This is a genomic window from Actinoplanes sp. NPDC051475 (genome assembly GCF_040689425.1).
Lineage (GTDB): Bacteria > Actinomycetota > Actinomycetes > Mycobacteriales > Micromonosporaceae > Actinoplanes.
Map to the genome: position 1 here is coordinate 24900 of NZ_JBFAZZ010000030.1, position 15150 is coordinate 40049.

General features: G+C 72.2%; 15 protein-coding genes. 5 read left to right on the forward strand and 10 right to left on the reverse strand.

Features of this window, described 5'->3' with window-relative positions; translation table 11 throughout:
* Positions 1-10 precede the first annotated feature (10 nt).
* Positions 11-346, reverse strand: a complete 336-nt coding sequence (locus AB0368_RS36860; RefSeq protein ID WP_366158689.1) for a hypothetical protein — start codon at positions 344-346, stop codon at positions 11-13.
* Positions 347-1007: 661 nt separating this feature from the next.
* On the opposite strand from AB0368_RS36860, the gene AB0368_RS36865 reads away from it, so the two are divergent.
* Entirely contained in the window at positions 1008-1469 is a 462-nt protein-coding gene (locus tag AB0368_RS36865) for a peptidoglycan-binding protein (RefSeq protein WP_366158690.1), read from the forward strand.
* A gap of 12 nt (positions 1470-1481) precedes the next feature.
* Entirely contained in the window at positions 1482-1769 is a 288-nt protein-coding gene (locus tag AB0368_RS36870; RefSeq protein ID WP_366158691.1) for a hypothetical protein, read from the forward strand.
* A gap of 25 nt (positions 1770-1794) precedes the next feature.
* Here the strand turns inward: AB0368_RS36870 and AB0368_RS36875 are convergent, their stop codons facing one another.
* The 4 genes from AB0368_RS36875 to AB0368_RS36890 form a co-directional block, all read right to left on the reverse strand.
* A complete protein-coding gene (locus tag AB0368_RS36875; RefSeq protein WP_366158692.1) occupies positions 1795-2595 on the reverse strand; it encodes a DUF4142 domain-containing protein in 801 nt (266 codons plus the stop codon).
* Between the two features lie 101 nt (positions 2596-2696).
* The gene (locus AB0368_RS36880; protein ID WP_366158693.1) at positions 2697-3803 is read right to left on the reverse strand and encodes an alkane 1-monooxygenase; all 1107 of its coding nucleotides are present in this window, start codon (positions 3801-3803) and stop codon (positions 2697-2699) included.
* 65 nt (positions 3804-3868) lie between these two features.
* Positions 3869-4459: a TetR family transcriptional regulator gene (locus AB0368_RS36885; RefSeq protein WP_366158694.1), complete on the reverse strand. Its 591-nt coding sequence runs from the start codon at positions 4457-4459 to the stop codon at positions 3869-3871.
* A 27-nt stretch (positions 4460-4486) separates the two neighbouring features.
* Positions 4487-5713: a serine hydrolase domain-containing protein gene (locus AB0368_RS36890; protein ID WP_366158695.1), complete on the reverse strand. Its 1227-nt coding sequence runs from the start codon at positions 5711-5713 to the stop codon at positions 4487-4489.
* A 65-nt stretch (positions 5714-5778) separates the two neighbouring features.
* On the opposite strand from AB0368_RS36890, the gene AB0368_RS36895 reads away from it, so the two are divergent.
* Positions 5779-6630 carry a MaoC/PaaZ C-terminal domain-containing protein gene (locus AB0368_RS36895; protein WP_366158696.1) on the forward strand — a complete coding sequence of 284 codons (852 nt, stop codon included), beginning with the start codon at positions 5779-5781 and terminating at the stop codon, positions 6628-6630.
* Between the two features lie 6 nt (positions 6631-6636).
* On the opposite strand, the gene AB0368_RS36900 is transcribed toward AB0368_RS36895, so the two are convergent.
* Entirely contained in the window at positions 6637-7461 is an 825-nt protein-coding gene (locus AB0368_RS36900; protein WP_366158697.1) for an acyl-CoA thioesterase domain-containing protein, read from the reverse strand.
* A gap of 15 nt (positions 7462-7476) precedes the next feature.
* Positions 7477-8097, reverse strand: coding sequence for a helix-turn-helix domain-containing protein (locus tag AB0368_RS36905; RefSeq protein WP_366158698.1), 621 nt, complete (start codon positions 8095-8097; stop codon positions 7477-7479).
* Positions 8098-8178: 81 nt separating this feature from the next.
* Between AB0368_RS36905 and AB0368_RS36910 the strand changes: the two genes are divergently transcribed.
* A complete protein-coding gene (locus AB0368_RS36910) occupies positions 8179-9351 on the forward strand; it encodes an acyl-CoA dehydrogenase family protein (protein ID WP_366158699.1) in 1173 nt (390 codons plus the stop codon).
* A complete protein-coding gene (locus AB0368_RS36915; RefSeq protein ID WP_366158700.1) occupies positions 9348-11462 on the forward strand; it encodes an acetate--CoA ligase family protein in 2115 nt (704 codons plus the stop codon). Before AB0368_RS36910 ends, AB0368_RS36915 begins: the two co-directional genes overlap by 4 nt.
* Here AB0368_RS36915 and AB0368_RS36920 read toward each other — a convergent pair.
* The 3 genes from AB0368_RS36920 to AB0368_RS36930 are packed head-to-tail and all read right to left on the reverse strand — an operon-like array spanning position 11446 to position 15063.
* Positions 11446-13101, reverse strand: a complete 1656-nt coding sequence (locus tag AB0368_RS36920; RefSeq protein ID WP_366158701.1) for a sodium:solute symporter — start codon at positions 13099-13101, stop codon at positions 11446-11448. The two genes, AB0368_RS36915 and AB0368_RS36920, sit on opposite strands and share 17 nt — an antisense overlap.
* A gap of 1 nt (position 13102) precedes the next feature.
* Positions 13103-13471, reverse strand: coding sequence for a DUF3311 domain-containing protein (locus tag AB0368_RS36925; RefSeq protein ID WP_366158702.1), 369 nt, complete (start codon positions 13469-13471; stop codon positions 13103-13105).
* Between the two features lie 35 nt (positions 13472-13506).
* Complete coding sequence (locus AB0368_RS36930; protein WP_366158703.1) at positions 13507-15063, reverse strand: AMP-binding protein; 1557 nt, start codon at positions 15061-15063, stop codon at positions 13507-13509.
* Between the last annotated feature and the right edge of the window lie 87 nt (positions 15064-15150).

Here is a 15150-nt window from a genome sequence, read left to right on the forward strand (position 1 = left end):
GTCCCGCCTGTCAGGTGTCGCTGACCTCGATGACGTCCTCGGCCCGCCGGCGCGGTGCCGGGGGCACGGGTTCGGCGCTGTCGCCGTAGCCCAGACGCACGACGACATACGGCACGCCGACGCCCGCAAGGAGGTCGGTGAGCAGCTGACGCGGCCAGTCGACCTCGATGGTGTCGCTCAGCGGCGCGGTCGCCAGGCCGCTCGTCCGGTGCGTAGTCGCGCACCGGCACGCGGCGCGGCCCCTGCCGTACCGCGGTGGAGACCGGAACCCCGTCGCCGCCGTCCCGCGGGCGGTGGGTCCACTGCCGGAGCTCTTCCCGGTACGCGGGGTCGCGGAGCTCGGCATCCGCGGCCCGGGCGGTGGAAGTGGCCGGCATCGGCATCTGGTCACGCCGCACGACGTGCAGGTACGCACCCTCGGCCTCGACCGCCCGGCGCAGGCCGTTGAGGGTCTGCTCGGCGACTCCGCGTTCCGAGAAGGCGCGGCGGTCGGTGCGCCGCAGGAGGATCGCCGAAGCGAGGCGCTCGGCGTCGCGACTGGGCGGCTGCTGACCGGTCGCGGTCACCAGCGCCAGCAGGTCCGGGTCGGCCCCCTCGGGCAGGCGCACCACGTGCGCGGTCCGGCCGGCCGCGGCCAGCGCTGTCCGGGCGTGGTGCAGCGCGGCGCCGCAGCTGAGCATGAGCAGCCGGCCCTGCGGGTCGGTCGCGGCCAGCGAGCGGGTGCGGTCGGCGTAGAGGGCGAGGGTCTCGCCGTGCAGGCGCCACCGCCACGGCTGGGTGTTGAACACCGACGGGGCGTGCAGGGAGACCCGGGCCGCGGCCTCGAGCGCCTCGTGGGGTGCGGTCATGGTGGAACCTCCCCTCCCCACGGTGCCGAGGGCCGGGGCGGCCCGTCAGGGCCGAAGGTCCCGCAAGGACAGGCACATCGCCGCAGCCTTCCGATCGTGGACGATACGGCGGAGCATGGCGGGGAGGCGCCCAGAAACCATTCAGAAGGGAGACACATGATGTCCGGAACATTGAGCCCCTGGCCGCTGATCCATCAGGGTGCCAAGGAGCATCCCGTTCCCACCCTGCAGTACCTGCTGCGGGCCCGCGGGCACACCGTCGTGGTCGACGGTCTCTTCGGACCCAGGACCGACGCCGCCGTCCGGGCGTTCCAGTCGGAGAAGGGGCTGGCGGTCGACGGCATCGTCGGTCCGCACACCTGGGGTGCGCTGATCATCGAGGTACGCCGGGGGTCCGAGGGCGACGCCGTCCGTGGTGTGCAGGAGGAGTTCCAGTTCCGGAACCTCTCCGGCGACCCGGCGCAGGGCCTCGCGGTCGATGGTCTCTTCGGACCGGAGACCGAAGCGGCGGTCCGCGACTTCCAGCGCGCACTGCACGCCGACATCCCGTCCGTGGCGGTCGACGGCATCGTCGGCCCGATGACCTGGCAGGCCCTGGTCAGCGGAATGCTGTCCTTCTGAACAGGGGCGACGATGCTGGTGGTCCTGCTGTTCATGGTCATGGCGGCGCTGATCGTGGCATCCTCCTGGCTGGCCATCCAGGATTGGACGCGTGCCGCCTCCCGGACGGAGACGAAGGACGGCGCGGACACCCCCACGTGGGCGGCGCTGCCGGAGTCGCTCGAGGGAGTTCTCGCCCGGCAGCTGGTCGATCACGAGATCACCCCGCGGCAGTACGGCAAGGCCATGCACCTGCTCGCTGAACGCGACGCCGACCGGCACCCGCTGCCCGACCTTCCGGGCGACGCCCCGGCGGGCTGAGCCGCCGGGGCCGGGTGCGAGGCAGTTACAGACGGCGGTGACGGACGTTGCGCCTGCGGTATCGCGGTCGTCCTCTGATCATGATGAGTGCGGTGGCCATCCCGCCGAGGACCAGGGTGAGGATCAGCACCGCGGTGAGGGTGGAGGTGCTGTCGCCCGTCACGGCCGCCAGCAGGCGGTTGTCCGGCGCGGGCTTGGCCGGGGTCGTCGGCGGCGGCGCGGTGGGGAGGGCTGCGTAGTCGACGATCCCGCTGCTCTCGAGCAGCGTCATGTGCGTCATGACGAACTGGTTGGCCTGCTGGGCCAGCTTCCGTACGGTGTCGTTGCGGGTGCTCGACCGGATCGTGGCGATCGCCGGGAAGATCTTGCCGTGCGCGGCCCGGAGCCTGGCGATGTAGAGCGTGTCGAAGTTGCTGCCGTCCGCGGCCGCCATCTCGGCGAGCCAACCCCGCTGGTCGTCGTTGGGCTCGTCGGGCAGCTCGACGCCCAGCTTGCTGGCCGCGTCGCGGTCGAACTTGTCGAGGAAGCGGTGCTGTCGCGCGATCTCGCGGCCGATCGCCCGGATCCGGCTGTCGTCCGACTTCCGCTGCGCCATGTCGCCCGCCGGGATCTCCCAGAGTCCCGCGAGGCGGACCTTGACCACGAAATCGCGGTCCGCGTCCGAGACCGCACCCACGTTGCGGTCCGACAGCAGCCCGTTCGGCGGGAGCGGCACCTCGGGGTCGGCCCGCGCCGCCCGGGGCTCGATCAGAATCGTCAGCAGCGCGGCGGTCGCGGTGGCCCACAGGCGGAGGCGCCACCGCAAGGTCGGCTGGGATGGGAACATCGCCACTCCTTTGACGCCGCTGTGTCGCGTCCCGCGCACAGTCCAGGAAGTGGTACGCAATCTTGGCGCCTGCGGATCATTGCCGCCCGGATTAATCGATCTCACGGACCGGTGTTGGCCTGCGAAGAGTCTCCGCCGTAGTGGGCGAGGACCCGGTGGTCCATCACTCGCCGCCACAGGGGCGGGATCAGGGCCAGCAGGAGCATCGTGGCGTAGCCTGCCGGCAGTTGCGGGGAGACGTCGAAGCTGCGCAGGGCCTGATAGCGCCGCAGCGGGTTCGCATGGTGGTCGCTGTGCCGCTGCAGCTGGAAGAGGAAGACGTTGGTGGTCAGCCGGTCGCTGTTCCAGCTGTGCCGGGCGTCGACCTTCTCGTACCGGCCGGCGGCATTGCGGTGCCGCGCCAGGCCGTAGTGCTCGAGGTAGTTGACCGCCTCGAGGACCGAGAAACCGACGACGGCCTGGAGCACCAGGAAGGGCAGCACCCGGGGCCCGAAGGCGAGGGTCAGGACCGCGAACAGCGCGGCCGTCATGGCCCAGGCATGGAGGATCTCATTGTGTACGCCCCAGGGCGTACGCCCGCGCAGCCGGTGCCGCGAGGTCTCCAGCCGCCACGCCGACCGGAGGCTGCCGATCACGGTACGCGGCCAGAACCGGTAGTACGACTCCCCGAGCCGTGAGCTGGCCGGGTCCTCGGGCGTGGCGACCCGTACGTGATGACCGCGATTGTGCTCGACGAAGAAGTGGCCGTAACCGGTCGGCGCGAGGGCGATCTTGGACAGCCACCGCTCCACGCTCTCGCGCTTGTGGCCCAGCTCGTGCGCGGTGTTGATGGCGATGCCGTTGACCAGGCCGGCGGTGAGGACCAGCCCCAGGCCGCCGACAAGGCCGGGCCCGCGGCTCCAGACCGCGCAGGCCATGACCAGCGCGGCGAATTGCGCGGGCAGGAACAGGTAGGTGATCCACCGGTAGTACGGAGACGCCTGGAGGGCGGGGACCACCTCCTCGGGCGGATTCTCGCGGTCGTCGCCGACGAGCAGATCGATGACCGGGATGACGCCCAGGACGAAGACCGGCGTCAGCCACCAGGCCCAGCCCGAGCCGGTGGCGACGGCCAGCCCGAGGGCGGCGAACGGCAGGGCCGGCACCACGAGGGCGAGCGGCCAGAGCGGGCGTTTGGTGTCCCGCCATACGGATGCAGCGACGTCCATGCGGCTATGGTTTACACGAACGCCTCTGGTGTCAAGAGAGGGCTACCTGAGCAGGGGTGATTCGGCTACTCCAGGAGCCGGGCGAACACGTCGGCCAGCATGTCCGCGGACTCCGGGGGCGAGGACCGCGGCAGCATGATGTGGCTGACGGCGAGCCTGACGATCGAGTCCGAGGCGATGTCGAGCGCCGCGGCGTCGGCGTCGTGCCCATGGGCGCCGGCCCACTCGCGGATCACCTCGCCGGCGGCCTGCAGCACGACGTCGGAACGGGTCGTCAGGTAGGGGAGCAGCTCGTCGGCGCCCCCGCGTGCGCTGGTCAGGATCGCCCGGACCAGCGGATTGCGCTCGGCTTCCTCGAGGGCGTAGAGAATGGCGGCTCGCGCGGCCGCGCGAACGTCGGCGCCGTGGGCGAACAGCTGCTCCCGTACGCCGGTCACGAACAGGTGGATCTCGCGGACGGCGACGCCTTCGGCCAGGCCGGCGCGGCTGTCGTACTCGTTGTAGAGGGTCTGGCGGCTGACCCCGGCCTGGCGTGCGACGTCGGCCATGCGCACGTTGTTCCAGCCGTGCGCCACCGTCAACTCGCGGGCGGCGACGATGAGGGACTCCCGCAGCCGGGCACGGCTGGTCTCGCGAAACGACGGCGCAGCAGACATGGTCAGTGCATCGTATGGGCGCGCCCGTCAGTCGATGAGCGCGGAGTACACCAGTTGGCGCAGCTGGGGGCGTACCGGGTGGGTGCCGGAGGGCAGCAGCTGAGTGAACAGCATCGCCGTCAGCTCCTCGGCCGGGTCGACCCAGAAGGCGGTGCTGGCCGCGCCGCCCCAGAAGAACTCGCCCCGGCTGCCGTGCGTCCGGCCGGGGACGGGGTTCTCCACGACGCCGAAGCCCAGCCCGAAACCGACGCCGTCGAGCGTCGTCTCGGCGAACCCGCCGGTCGCCAGGCTCGCCAGATCCCGGCCTCCGGGCAGCTGGTTGGTGGTCATCAACCGCACCGTGCGGCTGCCGAGGATGCGGGCACCGTCCCCTTCGCCGCCGTTCAGCAGCATCTGGGTGAACCGGTGGTAGTCCGCGGCCGTCGAGATCAGGCCGCCGCCACCGGACAGCAGGGCGGGCGGCCTCCGGGCGGCGGCGCCGGCCCGGTCGTCGCGCACGGCCCGGCCGGTCGACGGGTCCGGCACGTAGAGCGCGGCGAGGCGGTCGGCGTCGGCTTCGTCCACCCACCACCGGGTGTCCGTCATTCCGAGGGGCGCCAGGATCCGCTCGCTGACGAACTCGTCGAGGCGCCGGCCGGACACCACCTCCACGAGCCGGCCCAGCACGTCGGTGGCGACCGAGTAGCCCCACCGGGTGCCGGGCTCGTAGAGCAGGGGCAGCCGTGCCCACTGGTCGCAGGCCTGTGCCAGGTCGGTGCCGGGCGGGGCGCCCCATTCGTGGCCGGCGGCCCGGTACAGCGCGTCGACCACGGAGGTGTGCATGAAGCCGTACGTCAGCCCTGCGGTGTGGGTGAGCAGGTGCCACACGCGGACGGGTTCGCTCGCCGGGACGGTGAACGGCTGCCGGGCGCTGCCCCTGTCGTAGACGCGTACGTCGGCGAACGCCGGAATCCAGCGGCTCACCTCGTCGGTCAGCTGGAACGCGCCTTCCTCCCACAGTGCCATCGCCGCGACCGAGGTCACCGGCTTGGTCATCGAGTAGATGCGCCAGAGCGTGTCGGGCTCCACCGGCAGGCCGGCTTCCCGGTCGCGGTCGCCGTACGCCGACGCGTGGGCGATCTCGCCGCGGCGGGTCACGACGATCTGCCAGCCGGCGAGCAGCCCACTGTCGACGTACCGTCCGAATCGCTGGTCGATGCGGTTCAGCCGGGCCGGATCGAAGCCGACCTCCGCCGGGTCCACGGTTCGTTTCATGAGCCATTAGAACAACGTTCTAGAATCCTGTCCAGAGTGCCGGAGGGCACGGGAAGGGGCGGACGATGCCACTGAATCACGATGTCGTCGGAGCGGAATCCGGGCCGTACGAGCGGTCCTGGACCTCCACGGACACGCTGCTCTACGCGGTCGGGGTCGGCGCGGGCCTGGACGACCCGCTGAGCGAGCTGCCGTTCACCACCGAGAACTCGCACGGTGTGAGACAAGGTGTGCTGCCGACCTTCGCGGTCCTGGCCGCGCAGGCGCCGGCCGGCGGGAACCTCGGCGACTTCGACCCCGCGATGCTCGTGCACGCCGAGCAGGCGTTCGAGCTGCACCGGCCGCTGCCCGCCGAGGGGCGGGTCAGCGTGACGTCGAAGGTCACCGGTCTCTACGACAAGGGCTCCGGCGCGCTGCTGACCAGCGAGGCGGTCGCCGTCGATCCCGGCACCGGCGAGCCGATGGTCACCTCGCGGACCTCGGTCTTCGTCCGCGGGGAGGGCGGTTTCGGCGGCGAGCGCGGCCCGCGCGACGAATGGCCGGAGCCGGATCGGGAGCCCGATCACCGCCTGACGTACGCGACGCGGCCGGAGCAGGCGCTGCTCTACCGCCTCAGCGGGGACCGCAATCCACTGCACTCGGATCCGGCCTTCGCCGCGCGGGCCGGCTTTCCCCGTCCGATCCTGCACGGCCTGTGTACGTACGGGGTGACCGGCCGGGCGCTGCTGCACACCCTCGCCGGTTCGGATCCCGCGAGGTTCGCCGCCATGTCGGGCCGGTTCAGCGCGCCGGTCTTCCCCGGGGATGCGCTGACCGTCTCGATGTGGGTCGACGGCGACCGGGCGCGGTTCCGCACCGCCAAGGACGACGGCACGGTGGTCATCGACCGGGGGAGCGTGGTGATCCGGCCGGCGTGAGGCCGGTCAGGTACGCCGGAATCCGTTGTTGGGGTTGGCGAGGGCCGTGACCGTGCAGTAGCCGATGGGCCCGATGGTGTCGTACATCGTGCATTGGCCCACGGCGGTGCCGTCCTGGCCGAGGTGCCCGGCGGATTCCAGCCCGATGGCGTCGCCCAGCGGCTCGCGGCTCAGCGCCAATGTGTAGTCGGCGTTGATGTATTGCAACCCGGCGGTGCCGGCATGGGCCAGCGGGCTGGCGAAGTCGGCGGCCAGCGCGGCGCGTACCAGAGGGGTCAGGGGTTCGCCCGCGACAAGCTCGTGGGTCTCGCGCAGCCAGGCCCGCCGGGGGTGGCCGGAGTTCCAGCCCGAGGCCGGCCTGCCGTCGGCGTCGAGCAGCCAGGTGTCCCAGGGGACCCGGCGGGCGGTCCCCGGCCGCTGCGGTGCGGGGCCCAGCCGGTCCGGATCGGGGACGTCCCACGGCGGGGTGGCCGGTACGGCGCCCGCCGGCTGGTCGCCGCGGCGCAGCAGGACGGCGCTCGCCCGGGCCGCCGGGCCGTCCGCGGTGAGCACGGTCGCGTCGACGACCCGGATCCGGCGGCCGTCGCGGACCCGGCTGGTGACCACCTGCACCGGCACCATCGGGGTGCTGCGGAACAGGTCCACGGTCAGGCGGGCGACGTGCAGCCAGGGTTCCCCGTGCTCCCGCTCGACGGCCCGGGCGAGCAGCCCGCCGAGCAGCCTGCCGTGCAGCATGTCGGGGCCCCAGGGGCTCCGGGCATGCGGCGCGGGCACGAGCCCGTCCCCCGAAGGGCTCAGGAAGGCCTCCCGCAGGCCGGTCGTCGGGGTCATGGCGATCCTCTCGTCCTACTCGGCGTCGTCGGCGCGCAGCGGGTCGAGCCGCCGGATCAGCCGGATCGCGGCCTCGGTGATCTGGTTGGCCTTGCGCTTGGTGGCGCAGGTGGCGATCTCCCGCCCGGCCTCGCCGATGACGGTGGTGAGCACGGCGACGGTGAGCCGGTCCACCGGGTCGTTGCCCGCGCCGAGCAGGACCGCGTTCTGGCGTACCCACTCCCGGCCCCGGCTGCGGCGGACGAGTTCGAAGCCGGGCGGGCCGTCGCCGTCCATGAACAGCCGCGCCAGGTCCCGGCGCTGCCACGAGCCTTCCAGGAACGCCCGGGCGCCGACGATGAAGAGGTTCAGCGGGTCCTGCTCGCCACCGGCGCGCGCCTTGGCCACCGCGTTCGCGGCGGCCTGCTCGTGCGCGCTCTGGTGGTCCTCCCACAGCGCCAGGAAGAGCTCGGTCTTGCCGCCGAAGTGGTGGTACAGGCTGCCCGTGCTGGACCCGGCGCGCTCCACCACCGCGGCCACGCCGGCCTCGGCGAAGCCCTTCTCCGCGAACACTTCCCGGGCGGCCTGGAGCAGGACCCGGCGGGTCTCGGCGGTGCGGCTCCACTGCCAGGCGTTCCCGTTTCCTTTATGAACCATTTTCATCTCACCTTGACAGGGCCCCACCCCGGGGCCACGCTGAGTCGAATCCTAGAGCATCGTTCTAGAAAAGGACGGCCCATGGTCGACTTCTCGCTCAGCGACGAGGAACGCCAGATCCGCGACACCGTGCGCACGTTCATCACCCGCGAGGTGATGCCCCTCGAGCAGGAGGTCCTGCGCAACGAGCGCGCCGGCGCCCCCGCCATCGACCCGTCCGTGCTCCGCGAGGTGCGCGACAAGGCCCGCCGCGCCGGGTTCTGGGGAATCAACACCCCCGAGGAGTACGGCGGGATGAACCTCGGCGCCGTCATGACCGCGATCCTCGTGATGGAGACCGGTCGCAGCTTCGTGCCGTTCAGCTTCGGCGGCAGCGCCGACAACATCCTCTACGGCTGCGACGACGAGCAGAAGAAGCGGTACCTCATCCCCACCCTCGAGGGCGAACGCCGCTCCTGCTTCGCCATCACCGAGCCGGGCGCCGGTTCCGACGCGCGCAACATCCGCACCCGGGCCGTCCGCGACGGCGGCGACTGGGTCATCAACGGTGAGAAGACCTTCATCACCGGGGGCGCCGAGGCGGACTTCGTCATGGTCTTCGCCGTCACCGACCCCGGCCGCGGTGCCGACGGCGGAGTGACCTGCTTCCTCGTCGACCGGGACATGGGCTGGAAGTCCGAGCCGATCCCGACGATGGGTCAGTGGGGTCCCGCCTCGCTGGTCTTCGACGACGTCCGGGTGCCGGCCGCCAATGTGCTCGGCGAGGTGGACCAGGGCTTCCCCCTGGCCATGCGCTGGATCGGCCAGGGCCGCTACATCATCCCGGCGCATGCCATCGGCGCCGCCGAGCGGATGCTCCAGATGGCCGTCGACTACGCGAAGATCCGCCACTCCATGGGCCACCCGATCGCCGACTACCAGGCGATCCAATGGCAGATCGCGGACTCGCAGGTGGAGATCGAGTCCGCCAAGTGGCTCACGCTGTACGCCGCCTGGCGGGTGCAGCAGGGCCGGGACGCGCGGCACGCCTCGTCGATCGCCAAACTCCAGGGGGCGGTGATGGCCAACCAGGTGGCCGACCGCGTCCTGCAGATCCACGGCGGGCTCGGGTACACCAAGGAGCTGCCGATCGAACGGTGGTACCGCGAACTACGCCTGCTGCGCATCTTCGAGGGCACCGACGAGATCCAGCGCAGGACCATCGCCCGCAATCTGCTCAAGGGCCACGCCCGGCTCGGCGGGATCGGCGAATGAGCACCCCGCGCCGGGCGGTGCGGGAGCTGTTCAATCCCGGGTCCGTCGCCCTGGTCGGCGCCACCGACAAGTCCGGCTGGTCGGTGAGCACGTACGAGAACCTGCGCGCGGGTGGCTTCGCCGGCACCGTCTACCTGGTCAACCCGCGTACCGGGGTGGTGCACGGCGAGCGGGCGTATCCGAGCCTGTCCGCCCTTCCCGGCCCCGTCGACCTCGCCTACGTCATGGTGCCCACCTCGGCCGTGCTGTCCGTCCTGCAGGAAGGGGCCGCGCTGGGTATCCGCAGCTACGTGGTGCTCACGGCCGGCTTCGGCGAGACCGGGGAGGAGGGACGCCGGCGCGAGGACGACCTCGCGGCCTTCGCGCGGTGCCACGGACTGACGGTGCTGGGCCCGAACGGCAACGGGTATCTCAACACCGCGGCCCACGTCATGCCGTACGGGCTGCCCCTCCCGGCGCCGCTGCCGGCCGGCCCGGTCGGCGTCGTGCTGCAGAGCGGGGCCCTCGCCAATTCCATCCTCGCCTTCGCTCAGGCCCGCACCATCGGCATCAGCCTGCTCACCTCCATGGGCAACGAGACCCTGGTGTCCGTGCCCGACGTCGTCGACTACCTCGCCGACGACCCGGCGACCAGGGTCATCGCGCTGTTCCTCGAATCGGTGCGGCATCCGGCCGAGTTCGCCCGCGCGGTGCGGCGGGCCGCGGCGGCCGGCAAGCCCGTCGTCGCGATGAAGATCGGATCCAGCGCGCTCGCCTCGAGCACGGCGCAAGCGCACACCGGCGCGCTCGTCGGCGACGACGACATCGTCGACGCCGCCTTCCGGCAGCTCGGCGTGATACGCGTACGGGCCCTGGAAGACCTCATGATCACCGCGGGCCTGCTCGGGGAGATCGGTCCCCTGCCCGGCCCGCGGCTCGGCGTGGTCACCCCGTCCGGCGGCGCATCCGAGATCATCGCCGACCGCGCCGAGGCCGAGGGGCTCACCCTGCCGCCGTTCGCCGCCTCGACGACCGCGAAGCTCAAGGCGATCCTGCCCGACTTCGCCACCGTGCAGAATCCGCTGGACGTCACCGGATACGTGGTCGTCGACCGCACCCTGCTCGGCCGCGCGCTGGACATCGTCGTCCACGACCCCGGCATCGACGCGGTCCTGCTGTTGTCCGAACTGCCGCGTGTGCCACCGGCCGGCGACCCGGGACCGATGATGGCCCTCTACGAGGCCACCGCCGAGCGCATCCGGACCTCGCCGCGGCCGGTGGTCGTGGTCGGCACCATGCTCACCGACGTCACCGACTACGGCCGTACGGTCCGGCAGCGGACGGCCTTCCCGCCGGTCCTCGGCGGCATCGAGCACGGCATGGCGGCGATCGGCGCGGCCGCCCGATGGAACCGGACGACTCCCGCGTGCCGCCCCGAGGTGCGGCGCCGCGATTCCGCTCCGGCCCTTTCCGGTACGCCCACCGGCATCTGGACCGAGCATCAGGCCGCCCGGCTGCTCGCCGACAACGGCGTACCCGTCGTACCGTCATGTTTCGCATCCGATGAGGACGGCGCGGCCGCCGCGGCCGAGAGGTTCGGCTATCCGGTCGTGGTCAAGGCGGTCGCCGAGGGGTTGGGGCACAAGAGCGATGCCGGCGCCGTCCGGCTGGGCCTGACCAGCGCCGACGAGGTCCGCCGGGCGCACCGGGAGGTCCGGGCGGCCGTCCGCGCCCGGGACGCCGTCGCGACCGGCACACTGATCCAGCCGCATCGCACCGGCGGGATCGAACTGTTGGTCGGGGTGGTGCGGGACCCCGCCTGGGGGCTCGCGCTGGCGACCGGCCTCGGCGGCATCTGGGTGGAGGCGTTGCGCGACTCCGCCCTGCGCCTGCTGCCGGTCGATGCCGCCGAGGTCCGCCGGGCGCTCGGCGAACTGCGGGGCGCCGACGTGCTCCGCGGCGCCCGCGGGACCGAACCCGCCGACCTGGACGTCCTGGCCGGTGTCATCGCCGCGGTGGCCCGGCTGGCGGAAGGGCTCGGCGACCGGCTGGAGGCGCTGGAGATCAACCCCCTGCTGGTGCACGGGGCGCGCGTCGAGGCGTTGGATGCGCTGGTCACCTGGCGGTCCTAGAGTGTGTCGGCGGGGCGGTGTCGCCGTCGACCAGCTCGGTCATGCGGTGCAGCGTGGGGTCGCCCTCGTCGGCGATGTAGTCGTCGGCCCGGGTGAGATCGGGGCCGGTCGGCACGCCGCGGCGTCGCAGCAGCAGGGTGCCGGCGATCGCGACGACGAGGTTGACGCCAAGTGCCAGCAAACCGACGTACACGCTGGCCCCGGTCGACAGGCCCAGGTGCGACAGCGGCCAGGAGGAGCCGCCGAAATGGGCGCGCACCACGGTGCGGTCGTCGGCACCGATCTGCGGGATCTGGTACAGCAGCAGGATGCCGGTGACGAGGCCGGCGACGAGCCCGGCGAGCAGCGCGCGACGGTGGAACCAGGCGGTGAACAGCCCCAGGCCGACGGCCGGCACGGTCTGCAGGACGATGACGCCGCCGATGAGCTGCAGGTCCACCGCGAACTGCGGGTCGAGGACGAGGATGCAGGCGACGGCACCCAGCTTGACGGCCAGCGACGCGTAGCGGCTCACCCGGGCCTCCTGCGCGGGGGTGGCGTGCGGCCGGACGTACTCGCGGTAGATGCTGCGGGTGTAGAGGTTGCCGGCGGCGATCGACATGACCGAGGCGGGCACCAGGGCACCGACCCCGATCGCCGCCAGGGCGACGCCGGCGAACCAGTCGGGGAAGACCGTACGGAACAGCATGGGCACGACGGTGTTCACGTCGCCGTCGACGGGCACCACGCCCTTCGACAACGCGACGTAGCCGAGCAGCGCGATGAGGCCCAGTGCGATGGTGTAGACGGGGAGCGCCGAGAGGTTGCGCTGCACGGTGGCCCGGTTGCGAGCGGCGAGGACACCGGTGAGCACGTGCGGATAGGCGAACATCGCCAGTGCCGAGCCGAGGGCGAGGGTGGCGTAGCCGAGGTGGCCGGAGGACCCCAGCAGCAGGCCGTCGCGGACGGTCGGGGTCTGGTCGAAGTGGTCCGCCGCCGACCGGAACGCGTTCGCCAGGCCGCGGGGGGTCATCGCGACGACCAGCATCGCGGCCAGCACGGTCCAGAGGAGCAGGACGTCCTTGACGATCGACATCAGCGCCGGGGCGCGCAGCCCCGACCGGAAGGTGCAGGCCGCCAGCAGCGTGAACGCCGCGACGAGGGGCCAGTCGCCGGTGATGCCCATCGTGGTGAACACGACGCTGAGGCCGACCAGCTGCAGGGCCACGTACGGCATGGTGGCGACCAGGCCGGTCACCGCCACCGTCCCGGCGAGGCCGCGCGAGCCGAACCGGGCCCGGACGAACTCGGCCGGGGTGACGAAGCCGTGCACGTGCGCGACCGACCAGGCGCGGGTGACCATCAGGTACACCAGCGGCGTGGCGATGACCGCGAACGGCACGGCGAAGAACCCCACGGCGCCGACGCCGTAGACCAGCGCGGGCACCGCGACCAGGGTGTACGCCGTGTAGATGTCCCCGCCCATCAGGAACCACGTGACCCAGTTGCCGAAGGCGCGTCCGCCCAGCCCCCATTCCTCGAGGTTGTGCATGTCCCGTGGGCGGCGCCAGCGAGCTGCCCAGAAACCGAGCACGACGACGAAGCCCAGCACAGTGGCGAAGGCGGAGAACTCGGTGATGCTGAGATCGGGTACGGGCATGTCAGCCCCGCACCCGGGTGAGCTGGTACACCAGCGTGGTGACCGCCATGGCAAGCCCGATGCAGGCGATCTGCGCCCAGTAGAAGAACGGGATGCCCCACAGCTGCGGCTCGGCCCGGTCGAACAGCGGCGTGAGCAGCGGCAGCGTCACCGGCATCGCCAGCAGCCAGTGCCACCGGCTGCGTTCCCGCTCGGCGCGCTGCCGCTTCCTGGCCTCGGCCTCCGCCATCCGGGCGCTGCCGTACGGCCGCTGCGGTGGGACGTGGCCGCCGCCGGCCGAGGGCCAGCGACCGCCCGGGGGAATGCGATCACCGGGTCGCGGCGGGACGGGGTCCGGCGTGGCGTTGATGGGCCCGAAGGAAGCGGGCATGGTCGTACTCCTTGCTCGTCGTGACGGCCGGGCCGTCAGCTCGGCAGGGCCCGCAGCTCGCGCCGCAGGATCTTGCCGGAAGGGCTCTTGGGAATCCGGTCGACCAGGGTCACCAGCCGGACCTTCTTGTACGGCGCCACCCGCTGCGCCACATGGGCGATGACATCGTCGGGGGTCAGCGACCCCTCGGCGGCCACGACGAAGGCATGCGGGATCTCCTCGCCGTCCTGGTCGTAGCCCCCCACCACGGCCGCGTCGGCGATGCCGGGGTGGGTCAGCAGGACCGCCTCCAGCTCCGCCGGGGGCACCTGGTAGCCCTTGTACTTGATGAGTTCCTTGACGCGGTCGACGACGTACCAGTCGCCCGCCTCGTCGACGCGCACCAGGTCGCCGGTGTGCAGCCAGCCGTCGGAGTCGACTGTGGCGTCGGTCGCCTCGGGCCGGCCGAGGTAGCCGCGCATCACCTGCGGGCCGCGGACCAGGAGTTCACCGGTGGCGCCGGGACCGACGTCGCCGCCGGTCGCCACGTCCACCACGCGGGCCTGCGTGTTCGGCGCCAGCTTGCCGATCGTTCCGGGCGGCGAATCCGGTTCGTGGAACGGTACGGCGTGCGACACCGGCGACATCTCCGTCATGCCGTACCCCTGGTGGACCGGGCAGCCCAGCCGCCGCGCGCACGCCTCGGCGAGCTCGGGGTCGAGCGGGGCCGCGCCGCTGAACACCACCCGCAGCGCGGACAGGTCATGGTCGGCGACGGCCGGGTGCTTGGCGAGGGCCAGCACGACCGGCGGGGCGACGAACGCGCGGGTGATCCGCTCCTCGGCCAGGACCCGGAGGAACTCCGTGAGCTCGAACCGGGGCAGTACGACGAGGGTGGCGCCGGCGGCGAGGCCCAGGTTCATCAGGACCGTCAGACCGTAGATGTGGAACAGGGGCAGCACCGCCACGACGCGGTCGTCGGGGCGAAGGTCCAGCATCGCCTGCACCTGCGTCACGTTGGCGACCAGGCTGCGGTGGGTGAGCATGACGCCCTTGGCCACCCCGGTGGTGCCGCTGGAATAGGGGAGCGCGGCCAGGTCCGCCTCCGGGTCGATCTCCACGTGGGGCGCCGGATCGGTGCAGTCCATCAGCTGCTGCACCGAGCGGTACCCCGGCGCGGAATCGAGGAGGAAGACCTCGCGCACCCCGGTCCCGGACCCGGCCTCGGCGACCCGGCCGACCTGTGCCGGGGTCGTCACGAGCCAGGTGGCTCCGCTGTCCCGCAGCTGGCCGGCGAGGTCCTTGCCGGTGGCCAGCGCGTTCACCGGGGTGACGGTCGCGCCCGCGGTCAGCGCCGCGTGGAAGACGACCGGGTAGAGAACGCTGTTGGGGCCGTAGAGGGCGAGGACGTCGCCCTTGCGCACCCCGGCCGCGGCGAACCCGGCGGCCAGGCGGTCGACCATGTGGGCCAGGGTCGCGTAGCTGATCACCGCGCCGGTACGCCCGTCGACCAGGGCCGGGTGGTCCCCCCGCGCGGCGGCGCCGTCGAGGATCACCCGGTGCAGCGGCAGGGCGGGCACCGCGACGTCGGGCAGGGGACTGGTGAACGGCATGGCCTCTCCGGAGGGTGTGCGGCGGAGCTGTGGCAGACAGCATCGGACCACCTCCGGGGCTCGGCAATGTCCACGCTGCACAACTCC

Excerpts from the sequence above, each read along its gene's own strand:
- AB0368_RS36905 (WP_366158698.1), bottom strand. The coding sequence starts at position 8,097 with ATGGTTCATAAAGGAAACGGGAACGCCTGGCAGTGGAGCCGCACCGCC.
- AB0368_RS36895 (WP_366158696.1), top strand. The coding sequence starts at position 5,779 with ATGCCACTGAATCACGATGTCGTCGGAGCGGAATCCGGGCCGTACGAG.
- AB0368_RS36890 (WP_366158695.1), bottom strand. The coding sequence starts at position 5,713 with ATGAAACGAACCGTGGACCCGGCGGAGGTCGGCTTCGATCCGGCCCGG.
- AB0368_RS36915 (WP_366158700.1), top strand. The coding sequence starts at position 9,348 with ATGAGCACCCCGCGCCGGGCGGTGCGGGAGCTGTTCAATCCCGGGTCC.
- AB0368_RS36900 (WP_366158697.1), bottom strand. The coding sequence starts at position 7,461 with ATGACCCCGACGACCGGCCTGCGGGAGGCCTTCCTGAGCCCTTCGGGG.
- AB0368_RS36860 (WP_366158689.1), bottom strand. The coding sequence starts at position 346 with ATGCCGAGCTCCGCGACCCCGCGTACCGGGAAGAGCTCCGGCAGTGGA.
- AB0368_RS36865 (WP_366158690.1), top strand. The coding sequence starts at position 1,008 with ATGTCCGGAACATTGAGCCCCTGGCCGCTGATCCATCAGGGTGCCAAG.
- AB0368_RS36925 (WP_366158702.1), bottom strand. The coding sequence starts at position 13,471 with ATGCCCGCTTCCTTCGGGCCCATCAACGCCACGCCGGACCCCGTCCCG.
- AB0368_RS36870 (WP_366158691.1), top strand. The coding sequence starts at position 1,482 with ATGCTGGTGGTCCTGCTGTTCATGGTCATGGCGGCGCTGATCGTGGCA.
- AB0368_RS36875 (WP_366158692.1), bottom strand. The coding sequence starts at position 2,595 with ATGTTCCCATCCCAGCCGACCTTGCGGTGGCGCCTCCGCCTGTGGGCC.
- AB0368_RS36920 (WP_366158701.1), bottom strand. The coding sequence starts at position 13,101 with ATGCCCGTACCCGATCTCAGCATCACCGAGTTCTCCGCCTTCGCCACT.
- AB0368_RS36880 (WP_366158693.1), bottom strand. The coding sequence starts at position 3,803 with ATGGACGTCGCTGCATCCGTATGGCGGGACACCAAACGCCCGCTCTGG.
- AB0368_RS36885 (WP_366158694.1), bottom strand. The coding sequence starts at position 4,459 with ATGTCTGCTGCGCCGTCGTTTCGCGAGACCAGCCGTGCCCGGCTGCGG.
- AB0368_RS36930 (WP_366158703.1), bottom strand. The coding sequence starts at position 15,063 with ATGCCGTTCACCAGTCCCCTGCCCGACGTCGCGGTGCCCGCCCTGCCG.
- AB0368_RS36910 (WP_366158699.1), top strand. The coding sequence starts at position 8,179 with ATGGTCGACTTCTCGCTCAGCGACGAGGAACGCCAGATCCGCGACACC.